Here is a 19,603-nt window from a genome sequence, read left to right as displayed (position 1 = left end):
CCTGCGGTGCCGCCATGCGCCCCCCCATCTGCTGTTATCTTGATATTTAGCAAGTATTCTTAAGGCTCGCTTCAGCCAGAGGCCGTAGACTGGCCATGTTGTCGTGAAGCGGCCTGCAGTGCTGTTCAGATCGCTGTTCAGACATATTTATCAAGCATTCATTCGCCATAGTATTTAGGCTATCAAGACGATTAAATGTGCCGATTGGCACTCTCAAGCAGAGAGTGCTAATATAGGGACATACCAAGGCAGAACCGCCATGGACGCCAGATGAAGATGGTGCCGCGATCTGCAAAGTGCAAGACCGAATACGCAAAACAGAACAGACAATCGGGCCACGTCGGGTGATGTGGCCAACTGGAACACAGCAAGACTACGAGGGAGAAAACATGACTATGATGTCCGCAACATCCGCATTGGTTCCGACCAAAAGTAATGCGCTGGGCCTCGGGTTCACTGGCAATCTGGGCAATATCGACGCCTATATTTCGGCCGTGAATCGTCTGCCCATGTTGACCCACGACGAAGAAATTTCGCTGGCGAAACGCCTGCGTGAAAAAAATGACCTGGCCGCCGCGCAAGAGCTGGTGCTGTCGCACCTGCGCCTGGTGGTCTCGATTGCCCGCGGCTATCTGGGCTATGGCTTGCCGCACGCCGACCTGATTCAGGAAGGCAATATCGGCTTGATGAAAGCCGTGAAACGCTTCGATCCGGACCAGGGCGTGCGCCTGGTGTCGTACGCCATGCACTGGGTGAAAGCCGAGATGCATGAGTACATCCTGAAAAACTGGCGCCTGGTCAAGGTCGCGACGACGAAGGCGCAGCGCAAGCTGTTCTTCAATCTGCGCAGCCACAAGACGGGCCTGGACGCGATGACGCCGAAGCAGATCGATGCGCTGGCCAAGCTGCTCGACGTGAAGCGCGAAGAAGTGATCGAGATGGAAACGCGCTTGAGCGGCCGCGACATCGCGCTGGAATCGCCGACCGACGATGAAGACGACAAGTTTTCGCCGATCGCCTACCTGTCGTCGGAGCAGAGCGAGCCGACCAAGGTGCTGGAAGCGGAACAAGTGACGCGCTTGCAATCGGAAGGCCTGGAAACGGCACTGTCCAAGCTGGACGCCCGTTCGCGCCGCATCATCGAAGCGCGCTGGCTGGCCAACGACGACGGTTCCGGCGCCACCCTGCACGCGCTGGCAGAAGAGTTCGGCGTATCGGCCGAACGCATTCGCCAGATCGAAGTGGCGGCGCTGAAGAAAATGAAGGGCGCCCTGGCGGCCTACGTGTAATCGCAAGCCATGCCGCAATGCAAAAGGCGCCGCAAGGCGCCTTTTAGTTTTGAATCTTGATGTTTATCAACAGATAAACATTGTCGGCCCTTACGCTGCAGCCAAGCCCTTGGTGATCAGTTCGGCAACGACGTCATTCAGATCCGCGCCGCGCTCCTTGGCGATGGTCTGCAATTGCAACACCAGATCGCTGTTCAGCTTGACGGCGAACGGCACCAGGCCCAGGGCCTGATCGCGCTTGCGCTGCTCGCGGCGGTCGACGACCACCGCTTCCTTACCGAATGCACCGGCGCCGGGAACATGCATCTTTCCCATCAGTTTCTTGGCATCGCTTTTGGCCAGGTCGGTTTTTTTCATGGTTGTTTCCTGATTTTCAAAACAGCCATTCTACGCAGTAATCGGCGCGCCGCGTGGCCGGCACGTCAATTCATCCGCAGCGCGCCAGGAGTGCGCCGGAAAAATATCATTTTGTTATTATCATTTTCATCCCACGCGTGGATGCCACGCCGGGGACGCGCCATCTGAAAGGAAAAAACATGCATTACCTCCATGACTCGTATCGCCGCTTGTTCCTGCCCCTGCTCATCGCCTGCCTGGCCGTGCTGGCCGGCTGCGGCGCGGCCAGCAGCGCCGGCGACGCGGAAAACACGCCGCGCAGCGTCACCTACGTGCTCTCGCCGGGAGAACAGGTGGCCATCACGGCCACCGATACCCTGAAACTCGAGCGCGTCAACGACAGCCGCTGCCGCAAGGGCGCCGTGTGCGTGTGGAAAGGCTACGTCAGCTACAGCTTCAGTTTGCTCAACAGCGCGGGCGCCACCGACATCGTCTTGTCCGAATCCATGCCCGGCGCCGCCAGTTCCGTCACCGTCAACCACCTGACGTTCACCCTGCTCGACGTCGACCCGGCCACGCCGCCCGCCCTCGACGCAGCCGAGCCCACCTACCGGGTCAAGGTCAAGATTACGCAGGGCGCGCTGCCCCGCTAAATACCGTGGCGGCGCTGGCTGTCGGCGGGCGCCTGCTGCCGCTCCAGCATGCCGTAATCGCGCACCACGCCGGCGATGCGCAGCCGGTAATCGTCGAACACGCCGTGCCGGCCGGCCGACTGCGCCGCCCGGTGCGCTTCCAGCTGCCGCCACTGCGCCAGCGACGCTTCGTCGCGAAAGAAAGACAGCGACAGCAATTTGCCTGGCTCGCTCAGGCTGCTGAAGCGCTCGATGGAAATAAAACCATCGACCTCGTCGAGCAAGGGCCGCAGCGCGGCGGCCAGGTCCAGGTACTCCTGGCGCCCATCGGCGCTGGGCCACACTTCAAAGATCACGGCAATCATGCTGTTTCTCCAGTGCTGAAGAGGGGGATGCGGGCATTTTGCGAAGGCCGGTACGACCAGCCCAGCGGCATGTGTTCCAGCCCATCGGCCCATGCCTGCAGGCAAGCCGTGGCGATGGTCTGCGCGATGGACTGGCCCGGACAGGCGTGGCGGCCATGGCCAAAACCTGACGCCACCCGGGCGGCGCTGGCCAGCACGACGACGATCATCTGCCCGGCCGGTATGCGCACGCCGAACAACTCCACGGCATCGGCCGTGTAGCGGCGCGTGTTGTGGATGGCGGGATCATGCCGAACCACCTCGCGCAGCATGGCCGGCCATCGCCGGGGCGCGGCACGCAACTGGGTCGATAACTCCGGCTGCGCGCGCAAGGCAACGATGGCATTGCCCAGCAAACCGGCCGTGGCGTCGCAGGTCTGCGACAGCAAGCCCACGAGGTTGGCCAGCAGGCCGTCCCCCATGGCATCCGCCTCGGCCACGATGTCGTGCAGCAAGCTGCCGGGCAAGGCATCCCCCTCGCGCAGCAACACGCTAAAACCGTGCAAGAGGGCATCGGCCGCTTGCTGCGCGCTGGCCAATTGTCCTCCATTGCTCAGCGGCGACAAACAGGCGACAAAGTCGCGCGTCCAGGCGGCCAGTGCCGGCCATTGTGCTGGCGCAAAGCCCAGCAAGTCCGCCATGGCGAACAGGGGCAGCTCAAAAATCGCTTCGTTCAGCTGCGCGGCGCTGCCGGGAACGCGGTCGCCGGCAATCTGCATCACCCGTCCATGCAGGCGCGCCAGGTCCACCCGGTCCAGCGCGCGCGCCAGCACCTGTTTTGCTACGGCATGCCGCTCGCCCTCGTTCATGCGCACCAGTTCCATAAAAATCGCGCCGCACGGCGTGCCTGCCAAGGTATCCGGTATCGGCTGGCCGGACGGGCGCACGCGGCAGGCGGGATGCGCGAGCACCGCCCGCACGCCAACGGCTCCCGTTGCCAGCCAGCAATCGAGCGACGCCTCGAAACGCAGCGGCGGGCCTTCCGCCAGGCGGCGATAGTAGTCATACGGCGCCGCGTGGGTGACGGCGGAAAACGGGTCGGCGAGCGGCATGCGCATTCCATTGCAGTGAGGTGGGGACACGAGTATGCTGGTCCTTCCACCACAACACTTCGCCCGGGAACGAATCATGGATGATGTACTCGCTTTCCCCTCGGCCGACATGGGCCTGGCGCAGCTGGCCGGCGCCATCGCCGAACCGGCGCGCGCGCGCATGCTGTGCAGCCTGCTCGATGGCCATGCGCGCACGGCCACGGAATTGGCCACCTTGGCCGAGGTAGGCGCCTCGACGGCCAGCGCCCATCTGAGCCGCTTGCGCGAGGATGGCTTGCTGTCCATGCTGGCGCAGGGCAAGCACCGCTATTACCGCCTGGCCAGCGTGGAGGTGGCGCGGGCGCTGGAAGCGCTGCTGGTGGTGGCCGGCGTGCCCGCAACGCCGTTTACGCCCTCCACGCCGGACCGCTTGCGCCATGCGCGCACCTGCTACGACCACATGGCCGGCACCGTCGCCGTCACCGTGCACGACCAGTTGCATGCGCAAGGCTGGCTGCTCGACGATGGCGGCGAAGGCCAATATTGCCTGTCGGAAGCGGGCGCGGCCGGCATGAGGGCGCTGGGCATCGACGTGACGCAATTGCAGCGCCAGCGCCGCCGCTTCGCCTGTGCCTGCCTCGACTGGAGCGAACGGCGCGCCCACCTGGGTGGCGCGCTGGGGGCCGCCCTGCTGCAGCTGGCCCTGCGCCAGCGCTGGGCCGAGCGCGAACTCGACAGCCGCGCCCTGCGCCTCACGCCCGATGGCGAACGGCGCCTGCTGGCCGCCATCGGCGGATTCTGAACGGCGCGGGCATTTGTATCTAGGAAGCAACTATCGAAAGAAAAAATGCGCTTTTATCATTGTTTTCATTCATCATATGCTGCGCCCTTCAGCGCGCATTTTCCCCTTTCCGCGATAGAAAGAGTCCATCTTGAAAACAGTGTCACCCAGCACGCATGCCGCCAGTACTTGCCATAACTGCAATACCGCTGCGCCAGGCAACTTCTGCAGCGCCTGCGGCCAGGCAACGACCTTGCACATGCCCAGCGCGCGTGAATTCCTGCATGAATTTGTCGCGCATTACGTGGCACTCGAAGGCAAGCTCTGGCGTACCCTGGCCCTGCTGCTGTTCCGTCCTGGTGCGCTGAGCAATGAATACATCGCGGGACGCCGCGTGCGCTACGTCGAGCCGCTGCGCGTCTACCTGACCTTCAGCATCCTGTTCTTTGCCATCCTCAAGTTCAGCAACCCCGACGTATTCTTCACCGTCCCCGGCCAGCAAGCCCAGGTGAGCGCCCACGGCGCCCATCAAGTTCCGGAAAACAAGACATCGCGCATGCAGGTCAGCATTTTGGGCCAGACACCCGCCCTGCCACGCCAATGGCAAGACTTTGTGCAGCTGCCCACGGCCGAGAAACAAAAACTCGTGGTGGAAAGCTTTTTCCATTACGCGCCGTACGCCATGTTTTGCCTGATGCCGCTGTTCGCCCTGTTCCTGAAAATCCTCTACCTGGGCAGCGGACGGCGCTATGGCGAGCATTTCCTGTTCGCCCTGCATACGAATGCCTTCGCCTTCATCACGATGTCCCTGATGACCTTGATTCCCATCGACCTTGTCCGCCTCGCGCTCGGCGCCTGGCTGCTCGTCTATCTGCCCTGGGCCATGTGGCGCGTGTATCCAAGCGGCAAACTCGCTACCGCCTGCCGCTGGCTGCTATTGATGGCCGCCTACGTGCTCGCCATGAGCCTGGCGATCGTCGCCTGCATCGCCATCGGCGTGATGTTGCGACATTAAATGGCGCCACTAAGAGCGCTCTAAGAAGTGCCCTGGCGGCGCCGTATCGGGCTATCATCCTGCACGCTACGTTTTTTGGGATGCATGATGATCGCCTTCGAGGGTTTATCCAAACAGTACGGCAGTTTCGACGCCGTCAAGCCGCTCACCTTGCAAGTGGGCAAAGGCGAAGTCTTCGGCTTCCTGGGCCCGAACGGGGCGGGCAAGACCACCACCATCCGCATGCTGATGGGCATCCTCGTGCCCAGCGCCGGCCGCGTGCTCATCGATGGCCTCGATTGCCACCGCGACGGCGCCGCCGTCAAGCGCAAGGTGGGCTATCTGCCGGACAATCCCATCTTCTACGATTATTTGCGGGGCCGCGAAATCCTGCAGTTCGTGGCCGAAATGCATGGCTATGCGCGCGCGGAAGCGGCCGCCCGCGCGGCGCGGCTGCTGACGGAATTCGGCCTAGAGGAGGCGAGCGAGGATTTCGCCGTGAATTACTCGCTGGGCATGAAGAAAAAGCTGGGCCTGGCCTGCGCCCTGATCCACGATCCGGCCGTGCTGATCCTCGATGAACCGATCAACGGCCTCGACCCGCGCGCCTCGCGCGACGTGCAGGAGCGGCTGCTGCGCATCGCCGCCGCCGGCACCACCATCTTCGTGTCCACGCATTTGCTCGACATGGCGCAAAAGCTGTGCAGCCGCGTGGCCATCATCCACCGGGGCGCACTGGCCGCCACGGGCAGCCTGGACGATATCCGCCAGCAACTGTCCAGCAATGGCAGCCTGGAAGACATTTTCCTGCAACTCACCGACGAAACGGCTGCCGCGTGATGCCCGCGTCACCGGGCAACTGGCGCGCCGTCTGGCTGCTGACCCGCTTGCGCCTGCAGCGCCTCGTCAACGTCAGCGGCAGGGGATTTTCTTTCAAGAAAGGCGCCAAGAGCCGCGCCGCCACGCCCGGCAAGAAACGGGGACGCTGGCTGCTGGGCGCGCTGCTGCTCTTGCCCATGCTGTTCTCCTCCGGCAATATCGCCCGCCACAACCTGCTGAACATGCATTGCCAGCTCGACCAGGTGGCCGTCTGCCAGGCGAAAGGCAGCATGCAGGCGGGCGAACGCCTGCTGGCGCCCGTCATCGCCCACCTGATCGAGCAACCATTCAGTACGGCGCTGGCCGGCGCCCTGACCCTGCAATTGGCACTGCTGTGGCTGGTGAGCCTGTTGCTGCCGCTGGGCATGGGCGAACTGTCGAAGCCGGACTGGGATCTGGAGTGGCTGGTCACCTTGCCGGTGGAGAAAGGCACGCTGCTGTGGGCGCGCGTGCTGGAACGCACGCTGGTCAACCCGGTCGGCTTGCTGGTGCTGTGGCCCTGCACCAGCATGATCGCCTGGTACTCGGGCCAGGGCTGGCTTGCACCACTGTCGGGCCTGCTCGCCTGCCTGCTCCTGCTGGCCCTGGCCGCTATGCTGCGCACCCTGGTCGACACGGGCTTGCGCCTGTCGCTCAGCCCCGCCCAGCTGGGCAACCTGCAGGCGCTGCTCTCGGTGGCCGGCATATTTCCCATGTACATAGGCATGTCCTTCGGCATGGGCACGGGCGGCCTTGCCCACGGGTGGGCGGCGGCCATGCCCGCCTGGAGCGCCTGGACGCCGCCCGGCCTGCTGGTGCGCCTGCTGAATGCCAACGGCGCCGCCACCTTGCTGCCGGCCGCCCTGCTGCTGGCGCAAAGTGCGCTGCTAATGCTGCTGGGCATGGCCATCCTGCGCCGCCAGCTGCGCCACGGCGTGGTGGGCGCGGGCCAGCGCGAAGCCAGCCGCAAGCGGTCTCCGGCGGCACCGCCTGCTGGCAGGTGGCGCGCCGGCATCGGCACGGTGATCCAGCGCCGCGAACTGACCTTGCTCTTGCGTGACCGCAATTTTCTCGTGCAAACCCTGCTGCTGCCCCTGCTGATTCTTGGCGGCCAGGCCTTGTTCTCGGGCCAGGCGCGCGACCTGCATGCGCTGCTGGCCAGTCCCGCCCTGCTGGCCTCGACGGGCTTTTTCCTCGGCAGCTACGTGCTGATGATGTCGGCCTTCCAGACCCTGAACAAGGAAGGTGCCGCGCTGTGGCTGCTGTACACCTTTCCCGTCTCCGTCGAGCAGGCGCTGCGGCAAAAGGCGCAGCTGTGGGCCGTGCTGGCCCTCGTCTACCCCACGCTGCTGTTCGCTGCGGCACTGGCCTGGCAACCCGCCTGGCAGTGGCAGATGGCGGGCCTGATGCTGCTGGCCCTGGCCGGCATTCCCCTGTATTCGATCATCGCCGTGGCGCTGGGCGTGTTTGCCAGCGACCCGCTGGCCACCGAGGCGACGGCAAAGGTGCACCCCACCTACATGTATCTGTATCTGCTGCTCACCAGCCTGTACATCGCGGCGCTGGCGGCCGGCAGCCTGGCGCAGCAGCTGGTGTTCGTCGTGCTGACGGCGGCGCTGGCCGCGGCCCTGTGGCAAAAGGCGCGCGACGAGATGCCGTATCTGCTCGATCCGGCCGCCTCGCCGCCGGCCAGGGTTTCCGCCTCGGATGGCCTGATCGCCGCCATGCTGTTTTTCACCCTGCAAACCCTGGCCTTGCTCCTGCTCAAGGGCAACGTGGCCTCGCCGCTGGGGCAAATAGCCATCGCCTTTGGCGGCGCCGGCGCGCTCACGTATGCGCTGGTGCGCCTGGTATTCTGGCGCAGCAGGACGGCCGGCGTGCCGCGCATCGCCCAGGGACGGCAGCCGTGGCGCTGGGGCGCGGCGGGCACGGCGGTGACGGCCCTCTTCGGCATCGGCTACACGCTCTTGCTGCAACTGCCCGCCGCCCCGCCCTGGGCCGGCAGCCCCTGGAACGGCCTGTGGCTGCTGGGCCTGACAGTCCTGGCCGCGCCCCTGTGCGAGGAATTCATCTTCCGCGGCCTGCTGCAGGGCGGCTTGCGCCGTTCGCTGGCCGCCTGGCAAGCCATCACCGTCGCCGCCGCCTTCTTTGCCATCGTGCATCCACCTGCGTCGATGCTGCCCGTCTTCGTGCTGGGCCTGTGCACGGGACTGGCCTACGAGCGCAGCGGATCGCTGCTGGCGCCCATGCTGGTACACGCGGGCTACAACGCCGCCATCCTGGCATTCCAGCTGGGCAGATGACGCGTTTTTGCTAGAATCGCACACGCCTTGTGTCTGTATTCCCAAACAATGACTACACACCGATCACGCATCTTCCACGCCGTGCCCGCCCTGCTGTGCTGTGCCGCCATGCTGGGCGGCTGCACCGTGCTGGCCCTGCAGCCCAACCGGGGCGTCGAAAACCGCACGTTTACCGTGCAGGAATCACCGCGCCTGCGCATCGACGCGCCCAAGGCGCGCATCCAGAACCCCATGCCCAGCGAGCATTTCATCGGCATCGCCCTGTCCGGCGGCGGCAGCCGGGCGGCCAATTTCTCGGCCGCCTCGCTGGAACAGCTGGAGCAGTTCGGCCTCGTCAGCGGTGCCTCGGCCATCTCCGGCGTCTCGGGCGGCGCCATCGCGGGCGGCTACTATGCGCTGCACGGCCGGCAGACGGATTGGCCCTTGCTGCGCAGCAAGCTGAAAACGGATTTCTTCGGCCAGACCATCCTCAAGCCGGCCAACCTGACGACGATGCTGTTGACCAACAAGACACGCACTTCCTTCCTGTCCGACGTGCTGGACGACGTGCTGTACGACAAGAAAACCTATGCAGACTTGCCCCACGACGGCCCCATCTTCCTGGCCAATGCGACGGACGCCACCGATGGCGGCAAGCGCGTGGTATTTTCTTACGAGTATTTTTATAACACCCTGCATTCGCCCATCCAGGATATCCGCCTGGCCACGGCCGTGTCCACCTCGGCCGCCTTTCCCGGGGTGTTCGATTCCGTCACCTTCGAACGCTTCCGGCCGAAGAACAGTTTCGTGCCGGAACTCGGTTCCGAATCGCGCGAATCGCCGTCCTACGTGCACCTGTTCGACGGCGGCGCGGCGGACAACCTGGGCGTGGAAACCCTGTGGGACGCGGCCCTGACGCAGCTGTACGGCAATGACATGGCCACCGTGCCGCCGCGCCTGGACAGCAAGCCCTTCATCCTCATTTCCATCGACGCCAACGCGCCCAATTCCAGCGCCGTGTTTGAAAAGGTGCCGGACGAGCGCCAGGCGCTGGACCGCATCTTCAACAAGAATATCTACGACGCCGTCGACGCCCTGTTTTCGCGCCAGCGCAAGGAAAACCTCGTCAAGATGGGCTTTGGCCAGGCCCGCTTCGACACCATCACGCACGAGAACTTTGGCGACCTGAGCCAGAAATTCGTCAAGGGCAAGCGCACCTCGGCCTTTGCCATCCCCGTGCTGTGCCGGCCCCACCTGGGCCAGTACCGCTGCGAAGTCGACGCGGCCGATCCCCTGCCGGGCCAGATCCGCACCACGCTGGAAGGCTTTGCCTGGCACATCTCCATCGATGAAATCGCCTCGCTGGCGCTGCGCCTGGCCAGCGACGATGCGCAGGTGAACTTTGCCCGCAAGCAGGAGCGCGCCGCCCTCGTCAAGCTGCAGCGCCTGGCCACGCAGACAAAGACTCACCTGAAACTGACGGGACCGGAAAACTGCAGTCCGGAAGTGCTGCAATCGGCCCTGTACAGCGCGGCGCGCGTGCTGATCCTCGACGACGAGGAATCGCGCTTCGCCCTGTGCGACTACATGCTGTCAGGCGGACTGATCAACAACGACACCGTCTGCAAGCAGCGCTTCGTGCACGCCACGCCCAGCTTCGCCATCGAAAGCGAAGACTTGCAGTACCGCAACCTGAGTTCGGACGGCAATTCCGTGAACGTGCCGATACGCTGCAAGAAGTGAGCGGCCTGCCCGACAAGGTTAACTCTTGATTGTAATCAAGACAGCCATGACGTCGACGAAGAAGAATGCACTATACGGCTGTTGCTGGAAATAAACCCATGCACCGCAGCCGCCTGTTCACCATTCATCGTGAAGGATAGCCCATGTTTTGCACGGCATGCGGGACGCAGCAAACGGAAGGCACGACGCACTTTTGCGCCAACTGTGGCGCGCGCAGCGACGCCGCCGAGGCACTGCCTGCCGGTGTGGCGGGTTGGAGCTGGGGCGCCTTCCTGCTGAACTGGATATGGGCGATCGGCAACCGCACGTGGATAGGCTTGCTCGCGCTGATTCCCTACGTTGGCATCGGGGTCGCCATCTGGCTGGGCATCAAGGGCCGTGAGATGGCCTGGAAAAATGGAAAATGGCAAAGTGTTCAACACTTCAACCAGGTACAACGAAAGTGGTCGCAATGGGGCATCGGTCTTTCGCTTGTCATCGGCGTGATCAGCCTGCTGCTGTCTTTCGCCTTGGTCGTATCGTGGTCGAAAGACATGAAGCGCGTTGACGCCAGCGCCGTCGAAACCCTGCTGGCGGCAGCGGAAACGTCCTCGCCAGAGGTGGCACAAGCGGCAATATGCCCCGCCAAAAGCGATGAGTAGCGCGTCGCACGCGCACAAAAAAGCCCGCACGATCGCTCGTGCGGGCTTTAGCGCAAGGATTCCTGGCGCCCGGCTGATTTAGATCAATCGACCTTAAATCAAGCGACTACGCCTGCGCATGTAGCTGCGGCTTAATGCACCTTCCAGTTCCTGCTCCGTTTTATGCTGGTTCACCGTGTACAGGGCCCACAGGGCCGCCGGCGCCCAGCCGATCACAGTGCACTGCAAGATCAAGGCGGCGGCACCGGCCAGCGGGCGCCCCAGCATGAAAAACGTGAGACACGGAAGTAGCAAGGCTATCAGCAATCGCATCACGACATACTCTCCTTCAAAATAGAGCAGCGGACAAGGGCCGGTATCCGGTCCGTCCCCCGCCCGCTGCGTACTGCTCCTTATAGATGCACTGAGATTTGGGGCATCAAGTCATCAAACGTCCGACCGTTGCCGTTTTCTCCGATGGCGTGCATCTTCCATTCGCCGTTATGGCGGTACAGCTTGGCCATGATCTGTGCCGTGTGGCTACCTTGCACAGACAGGTTGAAACGCGCGACTTCCTGGTTATTGCTCGCATTGACGATGCGGCAATAGGCGTTTTCCACCTGCGAGAAGTTCTGGCCAGTAAAGCTGTTGACGGTGAAGACGAGGCTTTTCACGTGCGCCGGCACTTTCGACAGATCGACATTGATCTGTTCGTCGTCGCCATCGCCCGCGCCGGTGCGGTTGTCGCCCGTGTGGACGATGCTGCCGTCCTTGCTTTTCAGCTGGCGGAACCAGACGATATCGGACGTGCCCTTGTTGTCATCGAACATGACGCACGAGGCGTCCAGGTCGACGGCTTCCGTCTTCGAACCAAAACCGAGGAAACCCTTGGTCTTGGCCGCATCCCAGCCAAGGCCCATGGTGATACGGGTCAGGGTGGTACCAGCTTCCTTGTCCAGAGAAATCTTCTGGCCCTTGCTCAAATTGACAGACATACGCATAGCTCCTGTTGGGTTGGTTACTGCTTGATTACGCCGGCTTGCTTTGGGTCCAGGCGAGGAAGGCCGCGCGGTTGCGCGAGCACACGAGAATTTTTCCCGTGCCCGAAAACTTCAGCACCATGCCTTCGCCGCTCGTCTGGCTATTGATCAGATTGCCCAGAAAGCCGCCGCTGCTGCCGGTCGTCATGGAAATTTCGTATTGCAGGCGGTTATCCCAGCACACGACGTGCGAATTGTCGATCACCACGTCCTTGCCGGGCGTCACTTCCAGTTCCGACATGGCGCCAAAACCGGACACCGCCAACTGGCCGCTGCCTGCCGTCTCGGTGATGAAAAAGCCACCGCTCTGGGCAAACAGCGCATTGCCAAGGCTTTGCGTGCGCACCTTCAATTCCACGCCAGACGTGGCCGCCACGAAGGCGCCGTCGCTGATCATGTATTGCTGGGCGCCAACCTCGAGCACCCGCATGGCGCCGGGCAAGGTGGGCGACAGCAGACAGTCGCCGTCGCCCCGCACGGCCTCGATATGCTGCTGAAAGAACGATTCGCCGTTGGCAAAGGTGCGCATCAGCGCGGCACCTATGCCGCCGGTCATCTTGCCTTTCAGCTCAAGATTGGTTTCCATCATCACCATCGCATCGGATTCGCAATAAATCTTCTCGCCCTTGGCCAGCGACACATGCAGAAACGGGTCGACATCCCCGGTAATAGTAAAAACTGGCATCTGACTGTTCCTTCCTCAACGATGATGGTGATGGCGGCGGCCCGCGCTGCGGACCGCCTTGATTATTTTCAACTTATACGCCGACGCCGAACGAGGCAGCCAAAGGACCTAAACCGCCTTTGTAGCCCTGGCCGATGGCCTTGAACTTCCAATCGCCGCCATTGCGGTAGATTTCGCCGAAGACCATGGCCGTTTCCGCCGAACCGTCTTCCGACAGGTCGAAGCGGGCAATTTCCGTGTTGCCGTTGGCATTGACGCAGCGCACATACGCCTTCGATACCATGCCAAAGTTCTGCTTGCGCGCCTCGGCATCGTGGATCGTCACGCAGACGGCGATCTTGTCGATGTCGGCCGGCACCATGGCCAGGTCGACAACGACGGTTTCATCGTCGCCATCGCCGGCGCCGGTGGTGTTGTCGCCCGAGTGGGTGACGGAACCGTCGCTCGACTTCAGGTTGTTGTAGAAAATCATGTCGACGTCGGCGCGAACCTTGCCGTCGGCCTTCAGCAGGAAGACGGAACCGTCGATGTCGAATGCGGCGCCATCGGTGGCGCGGGCATCCCAGCCCAGGCCGATGATCATCTTCGAGATGCCGGGAGCTTCCTTGCTCAGGTTGACGTTGCCGCCTTTTTGCAGACTGATTGCCATGATGTATTTCTCCTAAGTGGGTTGTATATGACCAAACACCTGGCGTCCTCCACCGGCCTGACTCCCCAGGCCGGCGGCGACGCTTGCTACAACTAGCCGGCAAACGGGTGCAGTCGTTTGCCGCGCATTCCTTACGCTGCCGTTGCCTTGACGGCGGGCAGCGCTTCCGTCTTGCCTTCCTCGAGGGCCATCCTGCGCTTGTAGCGGATCGACGACCACAGCGAGGCGAGAATGAAGGCCACGCCGATCAAGCCCGTGAAGATCTCGGGAATGTGGTACTTCATGCTGACCAGCATGATCACGGCCAGGATACCGATCGCATAGTGCGCGCCGTGCTCCAGATAAACGAACTCGTCGAGCGTGCCCTTGCGCACCAGGAACACCGTCATCGAGCGCACGAACATCGCGCCGATTGCCAGGCCCAGCATGATGATCACGACATCCTTGGTGATGGCAAACGCGCCGATCACGCCGTCAAAGCTGAACGAGGCGTCGAGCACTTCCAGGTACAGGAAGCCGCCAATGCCGCCGCGCTTGACGATGTCGCCCACGTTGCCGTCGCCGTTATCGCCTTCCAGCAAGCCGCTGACCACATCGACGCCCACGTAGGTCAGGATGCCCCACAGGCCGGCCGTCAGCACCACCAGTTTCTGGCCTTCGGCGATCATGCTCAGGCTGGCCATCAGGGTGCCCAGGGCGATCATCACGGAAATCGACGAGATCTTGCCCAGCGCGCCCAGCTTTTCTTCAATGCGGCCCAGCCAGTGCGTTTCCTTCTCCGAGTCCAGCAGGAAGTTCAGGAACACCAGCAGCAGGAAGATGCCGCCGAAGGCCGCCACTTCCGCGTGGTGGTTCGTCAGGTGCATCGAATACTGTTCCGGATTGCTCAGCGCCAGATTCCACACTTCCATCAGTCCCAGGTCCGCCGCTTGCGCCACGATGACCAGCGGAAACACCAGTCGCATGCCGAAGACGGCAATGATGATGCCCACGCCGAGGAACAGACCCTGCCAGAACTTGTCCCAGTTCTTCAGCACCGAGGCGTTGACCACCGCGTTGTCGAAGGACAGCGACACTTCCATCACGCCCAGGATCACCGCGATGCCGAGCGCCGCCAGCATCGTCTGCACGCCACCGTGCGTGTAACCCCACCAGGCGGAAATGCCCAGGCAGATAAATGTCACTAAAAATGACACTCTGAAATGTTTCATCGATAGTTCCCCTTTATCCAAATTCAATGGAGGAGAGTATAGGCACGTGTGACACATTTAAAAATAGAAGATAATGGAAGCATTACTTCGTAAAAACAGAAGATTGGACGTCGCGATGAAAACCACGGGTTTCAATTACCGCCATTTATACTTTTTTTGGGTCGTCGCCAAGGAAGGCGGCGTGACGCGCGCGGCCGAACGGCTGGGCCTGGCCGTGCAAACCATCAGCACCCAGCTGGCCCTGCTGGAAAAGGAGCTGGGCAAGTCGCTGCTGCAGCCGCAGGGACGGCGCCTCGTGCCGACGGAAGCGGGCCGCCTGGCGCTCGGCTATGCCGACCAGATTTTTCTCTTGGGCGAGCAGATGCAGGATGCGCTGGCCGACGCCGACGCGGAAAAGATGCGCCTGACGGTGGGCATTTCCGATTCCCTGCCGAAACTGATGGCCTACCGCATGCTCGACGCCACGCGCAGCCTGGAGCGGCCCGTGAAACTGGTGTGCCTGGAAGATGAATTCGAGTCCCTGCTGGCCGACCTGGCCCTGCACAAGCTGGACCTGGTCTTGACGGACCGCGCCGTGCCGGCCGGCGCCAGCCTGCGCGTGTCCAGCCATTTATGGGGAGAAAGCGCCATGAAGCTGTTCGCCATCCCCGCGCTGGCCGAACGCTACCGCGACGATTTCCCCCATCGCCTCAGCGGCGCGCCATTTTTGCTGCCGGCGCGCAATAACGCCCTGCGCGGACGCATCGACGAATGGATGGTGCAGCAAGGCGTGCGCCCCGACGTGGTGGGCGAATTCGAGGACAACGCCATGCTCAACGCCTTCGGCCGCAAGGGCCTGGGCCTGTTCTTCGCCCCGGCCAGCCTGGCGGCCGACATCGAGGAGCAGTTCGGCGCCGTGCTGGTGGGCGACGCCTCATCCCTGCGCGAACAGTTTTACGTCATCTCGAACGAGCGCAAGATCATGCACCCGGCGCTGGACGTGATCCTGGCGGCCATCCAGGGCCCGCCGAAGATTCACAAGGAAAGCTGATAAATCCATTCGAAAATAACGTTTGAATAATCAATCAAAAGCGATTGTAATGAAGCCTGAGACAAACGCGCGCCCTTCCCTCGCCGGCAGGGGGCGACCACCATAAAAAGACAGGAGCGGCACCATGTCCACGGCAGGCAAGACGATCGATATTCCCGATCTCATCAATAACAACCGGATCGGCTCCTTCCAGATCGGCATGCTGATCCTGTGCGGGCTGTGCGTCATCATGGATGGCTTCGACGTGCAGGCGATGGGCTATGTGGCGCCCGCCATCATTGCCGACTGGCATGTAAGCAAGGCCAACCTGGGCCCCGTGTTCGGCGCGGGCCTCTTGGGCATGCTGGTCGGCTCCCTCGTCTTCAGCATCACGGCCGACAAGTTCGGCCGCCGCCCCGTGCTGATCGGCTCGACCATCTTCTTCGCCCTGTGCATGCTGGTCACGCCCCTGGCAACGAGCATCGAACAATTGCAGCTGATACGCTTCATTACCGGACTGGGCCTGGGCGCCGTGATGCCGAACGCCATGGCGCTGGCGGGCGAATACAGCCCCCTGCGCAAGAAAGTCACCCTGATGATGCTGGTGTCCTGCGGCTTTACCCTGGGCGCCGTGCTCGGTGGCTTGTTGTCGGCCGCGCTGATTCCCGCCTTCGGCTGGCAATCCGTGTTTTACGTGGGCGGCATGGTGCCGCTGGTGATCGGCGTGCTGATGTTCTTCCTGCTGCCGGAATCCATGCAATTCCTGGTACTCAAGCAACGCAAGCTGGAGAAAGTTGCCCAGTGGCTCAAACGCATCGATCCCACCGTCAACATCACGGCCGACACGCACTACGTCGTGCATGAAAAGGAACACAAGGGCGCGCCCGTGCTGCAATTGTTTACGGGCGGCCGCGCCAAGATGACGATTTTGTTGTGGGTCATCAACTTCATGAACTTGCTGAACCTGTATTTCCTGTCCAACTGGCTGCCGACGATTGCCAAGGAAGCGGGCCTGTCGACGGCCAACGCCGTGCTGGCCGGCACGGCCCTGCAAGTGGGCGGCACCATCGGCACCCTCGTCATGGGCCAGCTGATCGACCGCTCCAGCTTCCGCCGCATCCTACTGCCGTGCTTCCTGGTCGCCGCCGTGGCCATTGCCCTGATCGGCCGTCCCGACGTGTCGCTGGCCTTCCTCTTCATCACCATCTTCATCGCCGGTTTCTGCGTGGTGGGCGGCCAGCCGGCCGTCAATGCCCTGGCGGCCAGCTACTACCCCACCACCCTGCGCTCGACGGGCATAGGCTGGAGCCTGGGCGTGGGCCGCATCGGCTCCATCATCGGCCCCGTGCTCGGTGGCGAGCTGATACGCCTGAACTGGCCCAACAGCACGATCTTCCTCGTCGTCGCCATCCCGGCGGTGGTCTCGGCCGCCATGGTGTTTGCCATGCGCGGCGGGCCGCAAACGGCGGCCAAAGGCTGAAATAGCGGGAAAATCCGGCCGCGCGCGCCCGCCTGCACGGGCGGCGCGCGCGGCTAAATTAGGCTATGCCGGCCTTCGTCGTTTAAGATGTCGTTTTTACAGCCCATCTTTTGCGCCCCCATGCACAATGTCTTGCTAGTCCTGCTCGCCCTCTTCCTGGTCGCGCTGAACGGTTTTTTTGTTGCCGCCGAGTTTGGCATCGTCACCTTGCGGCGCACGCGCATCCGCGCCATCGCCAAGACGCAAGGGCTGCGGGGCCGCATCCTGGCCAAGGTGCATGGCCAGCTGGACGCCTACCTGTCCGCCTGCCAGCTGGGCATCACCCTGGCGTCGTTGGGCCTGGGCTGGGTCGGCGAACCGGCGTTTGCCGGACTGCTCGAGCCGCTGTTCGGCGCCGTCGGCATCACCTCGCAAGAGCTGATCCACGGCGTGTCCTTCGTCGTCGCCTTCAGCGTCATTTCCTTCCTGCACATCGTCGTCGGCGAACTGGCGCCCAAATCGATGGCCATCCGCAACCCGGAAGCCGTCGGCCTGTGGAGCGCGATTCCCCTGTACGGCTTTTACTGGACCATGTACCCGGCCATCTACCTGCTCAACGCCAGCGCCAACTGGGTGCTGCGCCTGGCGGGCCTGTCCGGCAAGGGCGGCCACGATGCCCATTATTCGTCCGAAGAACTGAAACTGATCCTGCGCACCAGCCAGCCCGGCGAAAAGTTTACGCGCGATGAGCGCAACATCCTGGCCCAGTCGCTTGATTTCGAACAGATGACGGTGTCGGACCTGATGCGCCCGATCAATGAAGTGATCGCCCTGCATGCGTCCAGCACGCTGGAAGAAAACCTCGACACGGTGCTGCGCAACCGTTTCAGCCGCTACCCGTATTTCGACACCAACGGCGACGACGTGCTGGGCGTGGTGCACCTGAAGGACCTGTTCTTTGCCCAGCAGGCGGGCAAGCCCATCACCTCGCTCACGCCCTTCCTGCGTCCCGTGGACATCATTTCCGCGCGCACGCCCGCGCTGGAACTGTTCCGGCGCTTTCGCGACGGCGCGCCCCACTTCGCCCTGATCGGCGAAAAGGGCAAGCGCCCGCTGGGCTTCATCACCCTGGATAACTTGCTCGGCGCCATGGTCGGCGAAATCCGCGACGAATTCCGCCGCAATGAAAACGACTGGCTCAAGCAGAGCGACGGCACCCTGATCGGCAAGGCCAGCCTGCCCATCTTCTCGCTCGAACGCATCCTCGGCATCGATATCGAAAACGAGGAACTGGGGCTGGACGACGTGGAATCCGTGGGCGGCTTGATCATGGTCAAGCTGGGCGACATTCCCAAGCAGGGCCAGCGCATCACCTTCGTCGACTTCGACATCGTCGTCAAGAAGATGAACGGCCCCCGCATCGTGCTCATCAAGGTGATCCCCAAGCAGGAACGCGATCTCGATGCCGATCTACGTGATTAGTCTTTCTTCAAGGTCAGCGTATCTTTGCCCTGCGGCACGGTGGTCTCGCCCACCGTCCACGTTTGCAGCAGGCTGTACAGCACCGCCAGCAGGGTCGGCCCGATAAAGATGCCGACGAAGCCGAAGGCCAGCACGCCGCCCAGCACACCGAGCAGCACCAGCAGGAACGGCAGGCTGCTGCCGCGGCTGATCAGCATGGGCTTGACGACGTTATCCACGCCGCTGATCAGCAGCGCGCCCCACACCAGCATGAAAATGCCCCAGCCCGTCTGGCCGTCGGAAAACAGCCAGATGGCGGCGCCGCCCCAGATCAGGGGCGGGCCCACGGGGATCAGCGAAAAGAGGAAGGTGGCCACGCCCAGCAGCGCCACGGCCGGCACGCCGGCGATCAGGAAGCCCACCACGGCTACCAGCGCCTGCGCCAGCGCCGTGCCCAGCAAGCCGTACATGACGCCGCGCACGGTGCGGCTGATGGTCAGCGCCACGCCCGGCGCGCTGTCGCCGATGATGCGCCCGGCGCCCGTCATCAGCACGCGACTCAGCTGCTGGCCGTCGCGGTAGAGGAAGAAGCTGACGAACACGGCCAGACTGGTCTGCGCCAGGCCCGTGCCCAGCACGATGCCGCCCGAGGCGAGGAAATGGCGCGCCGGCTCCAGCATCGTCTTGCCTAAATTCAATAACTCCTCACGGTCGTCCAGCAGGCGCCGCACGTAGCCATCGATGGTTTCGCCCACGACGGGAATGCTGGCCAGCCAGGCGGGCGGATGCAGGCCGCCCGCTTCCAGCGCGGCGCGGATCTGCTCGTAGATGCGCGACACGTTGTCGGCCAGGTTGTAGGTGACGAGGGCCAGGGGCAGGACGATGACCAGGATCAGGGACAGGGTCATGATGGCGGCCGCCCAGTTGCGGCGGCCCTTCAGGCGTTCGAGCAGGAGGATGTACAGGGGCCAGCTGGAAATGCCCACGCAGGCGGCAAACAGCATGGCGGCAAGGAAAGGCCGCAGGACGAAGAAGCAGCCGATCAGGAGAAAAATGATGGCCGCCAGGCGGGCGTAAGGCTCGAAACGTTTTTCCATGTACCGCTGATCCTGAAGATGG

The 19,603-nt window shown here is 63.0% G+C and carries 20 protein-coding genes; 11 read left to right on the top strand and 9 right to left on the bottom strand.

The features are described 5' to 3' along the window. Window positions 1-395 precede the first annotated feature (395 nt). Window positions 396-1,289: an RNA polymerase sigma factor RpoH gene (gene rpoH, locus AC07VL_RS17700; protein WP_070222520.1), complete on the top strand. Its 894-nt coding sequence runs from the start codon at window positions 396-398 to the stop codon at window positions 1,287-1,289. A gap of 90 nt (window positions 1,290-1,379) precedes the next feature. Here the strand turns inward: rpoH and AC07VL_RS17695 are convergent, their stop codons facing one another. Further along, entirely contained in the window at window positions 1,380-1,646 is a 267-nt protein-coding gene (locus AC07VL_RS17695; protein ID WP_494806989.1) for a hypothetical protein, read from the bottom strand. A gap of 179 nt (window positions 1,647-1,825) precedes the next feature. Between AC07VL_RS17695 and AC07VL_RS17690 the strand changes: the two genes are divergently transcribed. Further along, on the top strand, window positions 1,826-2,278 hold the full coding sequence (locus AC07VL_RS17690; RefSeq protein ID WP_494806988.1) for a hypothetical protein: 453 nt from the start codon (window positions 1,826-1,828) through the stop codon (window positions 2,276-2,278). On the opposite strand, the gene AC07VL_RS17685 is transcribed toward AC07VL_RS17690, so the two are convergent. After that, window positions 2,275-2,622 (bottom strand): antibiotic biosynthesis monooxygenase family protein, encoded by a 348-nt coding sequence (locus tag AC07VL_RS17685; protein WP_494806987.1) that lies wholly within the window; start codon window positions 2,620-2,622, stop codon window positions 2,275-2,277. The two genes, AC07VL_RS17690 and AC07VL_RS17685, sit on opposite strands and share 4 nt — an antisense overlap. Beyond that, window positions 2,619-3,713 carry a cytochrome P450 gene (locus AC07VL_RS17680; protein WP_494806986.1) on the bottom strand — a complete coding sequence of 365 codons (1,095 nt, stop codon included), beginning with the start codon at window positions 3,711-3,713 and terminating at the stop codon, window positions 2,619-2,621. The genes AC07VL_RS17685 and AC07VL_RS17680 overlap by 4 nt, the downstream gene beginning before the upstream one ends. A gap of 76 nt (window positions 3,714-3,789) precedes the next feature. On the opposite strand from AC07VL_RS17680, the gene AC07VL_RS17675 reads away from it, so the two are divergent. The 6 genes from AC07VL_RS17675 (at window position 3,790) to AC07VL_RS17650 (ending at window position 10,991) form a co-directional block, all read left to right on the top strand. Next, window positions 3,790-4,494: an ArsR/SmtB family transcription factor gene (locus tag AC07VL_RS17675; protein ID WP_494806985.1), complete on the top strand. Its 705-nt coding sequence runs from the start codon at window positions 3,790-3,792 to the stop codon at window positions 4,492-4,494. 139 nt (window positions 4,495-4,633) lie between these two features. Beyond that, entirely contained in the window at window positions 4,634-5,488 is an 855-nt protein-coding gene (locus AC07VL_RS17670; protein WP_494807050.1) for a DUF3667 domain-containing protein, read from the top strand. 84 nt (window positions 5,489-5,572) lie between these two features. Further along, window positions 5,573-6,307 (top strand): ABC transporter ATP-binding protein, encoded by a 735-nt coding sequence (locus AC07VL_RS17665; RefSeq protein ID WP_494806984.1) that lies wholly within the window; start codon window positions 5,573-5,575, stop codon window positions 6,305-6,307. Next, entirely contained in the window at window positions 6,307-8,628 is a 2,322-nt protein-coding gene (locus AC07VL_RS17660; protein WP_494806983.1) for a CPBP family intramembrane glutamic endopeptidase, read from the top strand. Before AC07VL_RS17665 ends, AC07VL_RS17660 begins: the two co-directional genes overlap by 1 nt. A 48-nt stretch (window positions 8,629-8,676) precedes the next feature. Beyond that, window positions 8,677-10,350: a patatin-like phospholipase family protein gene (locus tag AC07VL_RS17655; RefSeq protein ID WP_494806982.1), complete on the top strand. Its 1,674-nt coding sequence runs from the start codon at window positions 8,677-8,679 to the stop codon at window positions 10,348-10,350. 143 nt (window positions 10,351-10,493) lie between these two features. After that, complete coding sequence (locus AC07VL_RS17650; RefSeq protein ID WP_494806981.1) at window positions 10,494-10,991, top strand: zinc ribbon domain-containing protein; 498 nt, start codon at window positions 10,494-10,496, stop codon at window positions 10,989-10,991. Window positions 10,992-11,084: 93 nt separating this feature from the next. Here the strand turns inward: AC07VL_RS17650 and AC07VL_RS17645 are convergent, their stop codons facing one another. The 5 genes from AC07VL_RS17645 to AC07VL_RS17625 form a co-directional block, all read right to left on the bottom strand. Then, window positions 11,085-11,303 carry a hypothetical protein gene (locus AC07VL_RS17645; RefSeq protein ID WP_034784905.1) on the bottom strand — a complete coding sequence of 73 codons (219 nt, stop codon included), beginning with the start codon at window positions 11,301-11,303 and terminating at the stop codon, window positions 11,085-11,087. A gap of 80 nt (window positions 11,304-11,383) precedes the next feature. Next, the gene (locus AC07VL_RS17640; RefSeq protein WP_494806980.1) at window positions 11,384-11,965 is read right to left on the bottom strand and encodes a TerD family protein; all 582 of its coding nucleotides are present in this window, start codon (window positions 11,963-11,965) and stop codon (window positions 11,384-11,386) included. 34 nt (window positions 11,966-11,999) lie between these two features. Further along, window positions 12,000-12,695 carry a TIGR00266 family protein gene (locus tag AC07VL_RS17635; RefSeq protein ID WP_494806979.1) on the bottom strand — a complete coding sequence of 232 codons (696 nt, stop codon included), beginning with the start codon at window positions 12,693-12,695 and terminating at the stop codon, window positions 12,000-12,002. A 73-nt stretch (window positions 12,696-12,768) separates the two neighbouring features. After that, window positions 12,769-13,344, bottom strand: coding sequence for a TerD family protein (locus AC07VL_RS17630; RefSeq protein WP_494806978.1), 576 nt, complete (start codon window positions 13,342-13,344; stop codon window positions 12,769-12,771). 131 nt (window positions 13,345-13,475) lie between these two features. After that, window positions 13,476-14,555 carry a DUF475 domain-containing protein gene (locus AC07VL_RS17625; protein ID WP_494806977.1) on the bottom strand — a complete coding sequence of 360 codons (1,080 nt, stop codon included), beginning with the start codon at window positions 14,553-14,555 and terminating at the stop codon, window positions 13,476-13,478. A 115-nt stretch (window positions 14,556-14,670) separates the two neighbouring features. Here AC07VL_RS17625 and nhaR point away from each other — a divergent pair, with 115 nt between their 5' ends. From nhaR to AC07VL_RS17610, 3 genes are all read left to right on the top strand, one after another. After that, window positions 14,671-15,585: a transcriptional activator NhaR gene (nhaR, locus tag AC07VL_RS17620; protein ID WP_494806976.1), complete on the top strand. Its 915-nt coding sequence runs from the start codon at window positions 14,671-14,673 to the stop codon at window positions 15,583-15,585. 124 nt (window positions 15,586-15,709) lie between these two features. After that, a complete protein-coding gene (locus AC07VL_RS17615) occupies window positions 15,710-17,044 on the top strand; it encodes an MFS transporter (RefSeq protein WP_494806975.1) in 1,335 nt (444 codons plus the stop codon). A 120-nt stretch (window positions 17,045-17,164) separates the two neighbouring features. Continuing rightward, window positions 17,165-18,505 carry a hemolysin family protein gene (locus AC07VL_RS17610; RefSeq protein WP_494806974.1) on the top strand — a complete coding sequence of 447 codons (1,341 nt, stop codon included), beginning with the start codon at window positions 17,165-17,167 and terminating at the stop codon, window positions 18,503-18,505. Here AC07VL_RS17610 and AC07VL_RS17605 read toward each other — a convergent pair. Beyond that, window positions 18,502-19,581, bottom strand: coding sequence for an AI-2E family transporter (locus tag AC07VL_RS17605; protein WP_494806973.1), 1,080 nt, complete (start codon window positions 19,579-19,581; stop codon window positions 18,502-18,504). The genes AC07VL_RS17610 and AC07VL_RS17605 overlap by 4 nt on opposite strands. Window positions 19,582-19,603 lie beyond the last annotated feature (22 nt).

This window comes from Janthinobacterium sp. GW821-FHT03C08 (assembly GCF_059420905.1).
Note: the sequence above shows the minus strand (reverse complement) of the source record. Positions and strands in the feature narration are given on the sequence as shown.

Coding starts and splice junctions, on each gene's coding strand:
- rpoH (WP_070222520.1), top strand. CDS start 396: ATGATGTCCGCAACATCCGCATTGGTTCCGACCAAAAGTAATGCGCTG.
- AC07VL_RS17695 (WP_494806989.1), bottom strand. CDS start 1,646: ATGAAAAAAACCGACCTGGCCAAAAGCGATGCCAAGAAACTGATGGGA.
- AC07VL_RS17690 (WP_494806988.1), top strand. CDS start 1,826: ATGCATTACCTCCATGACTCGTATCGCCGCTTGTTCCTGCCCCTGCTC.
- AC07VL_RS17685 (WP_494806987.1), bottom strand. CDS start 2,622: ATGATTGCCGTGATCTTTGAAGTGTGGCCCAGCGCCGATGGGCGCCAG.
- AC07VL_RS17680 (WP_494806986.1), bottom strand. CDS start 3,713: ATGCCGCTCGCCGACCCGTTTTCCGCCGTCACCCACGCGGCGCCGTAT.
- AC07VL_RS17675 (WP_494806985.1), top strand. CDS start 3,790: ATGGATGATGTACTCGCTTTCCCCTCGGCCGACATGGGCCTGGCGCAG.
- AC07VL_RS17665 (WP_494806984.1), top strand. CDS start 5,573: ATGATGATCGCCTTCGAGGGTTTATCCAAACAGTACGGCAGTTTCGAC.
- AC07VL_RS17660 (WP_494806983.1), top strand. CDS start 6,307: ATGCCCGCGTCACCGGGCAACTGGCGCGCCGTCTGGCTGCTGACCCGC.
- AC07VL_RS17655 (WP_494806982.1), top strand. CDS start 8,677: ATGACTACACACCGATCACGCATCTTCCACGCCGTGCCCGCCCTGCTG.
- AC07VL_RS17650 (WP_494806981.1), top strand. CDS start 10,494: ATGTTTTGCACGGCATGCGGGACGCAGCAAACGGAAGGCACGACGCAC.
- AC07VL_RS17645 (WP_034784905.1), bottom strand. CDS start 11,303: ATGCGATTGCTGATAGCCTTGCTACTTCCGTGTCTCACGTTTTTCATG.
- AC07VL_RS17640 (WP_494806980.1), bottom strand. CDS start 11,965: ATGTCTGTCAATTTGAGCAAGGGCCAGAAGATTTCTCTGGACAAGGAA.
- AC07VL_RS17635 (WP_494806979.1), bottom strand. CDS start 12,695: ATGCCAGTTTTTACTATTACCGGGGATGTCGACCCGTTTCTGCATGTG.
- AC07VL_RS17630 (WP_494806978.1), bottom strand. CDS start 13,344: ATGGCAATCAGTCTGCAAAAAGGCGGCAACGTCAACCTGAGCAAGGAA.
- AC07VL_RS17625 (WP_494806977.1), bottom strand. CDS start 14,555: ATGAAACATTTCAGAGTGTCATTTTTAGTGACATTTATCTGCCTGGGC.
- nhaR (WP_494806976.1), top strand. CDS start 14,671: ATGAAAACCACGGGTTTCAATTACCGCCATTTATACTTTTTTTGGGTC.
- AC07VL_RS17615 (WP_494806975.1), top strand. CDS start 15,710: ATGTCCACGGCAGGCAAGACGATCGATATTCCCGATCTCATCAATAAC.
- AC07VL_RS17610 (WP_494806974.1), top strand. CDS start 17,165: ATGCACAATGTCTTGCTAGTCCTGCTCGCCCTCTTCCTGGTCGCGCTG.
- AC07VL_RS17605 (WP_494806973.1), bottom strand. CDS start 19,581: ATGGAAAAACGTTTCGAGCCTTACGCCCGCCTGGCGGCCATCATTTTT.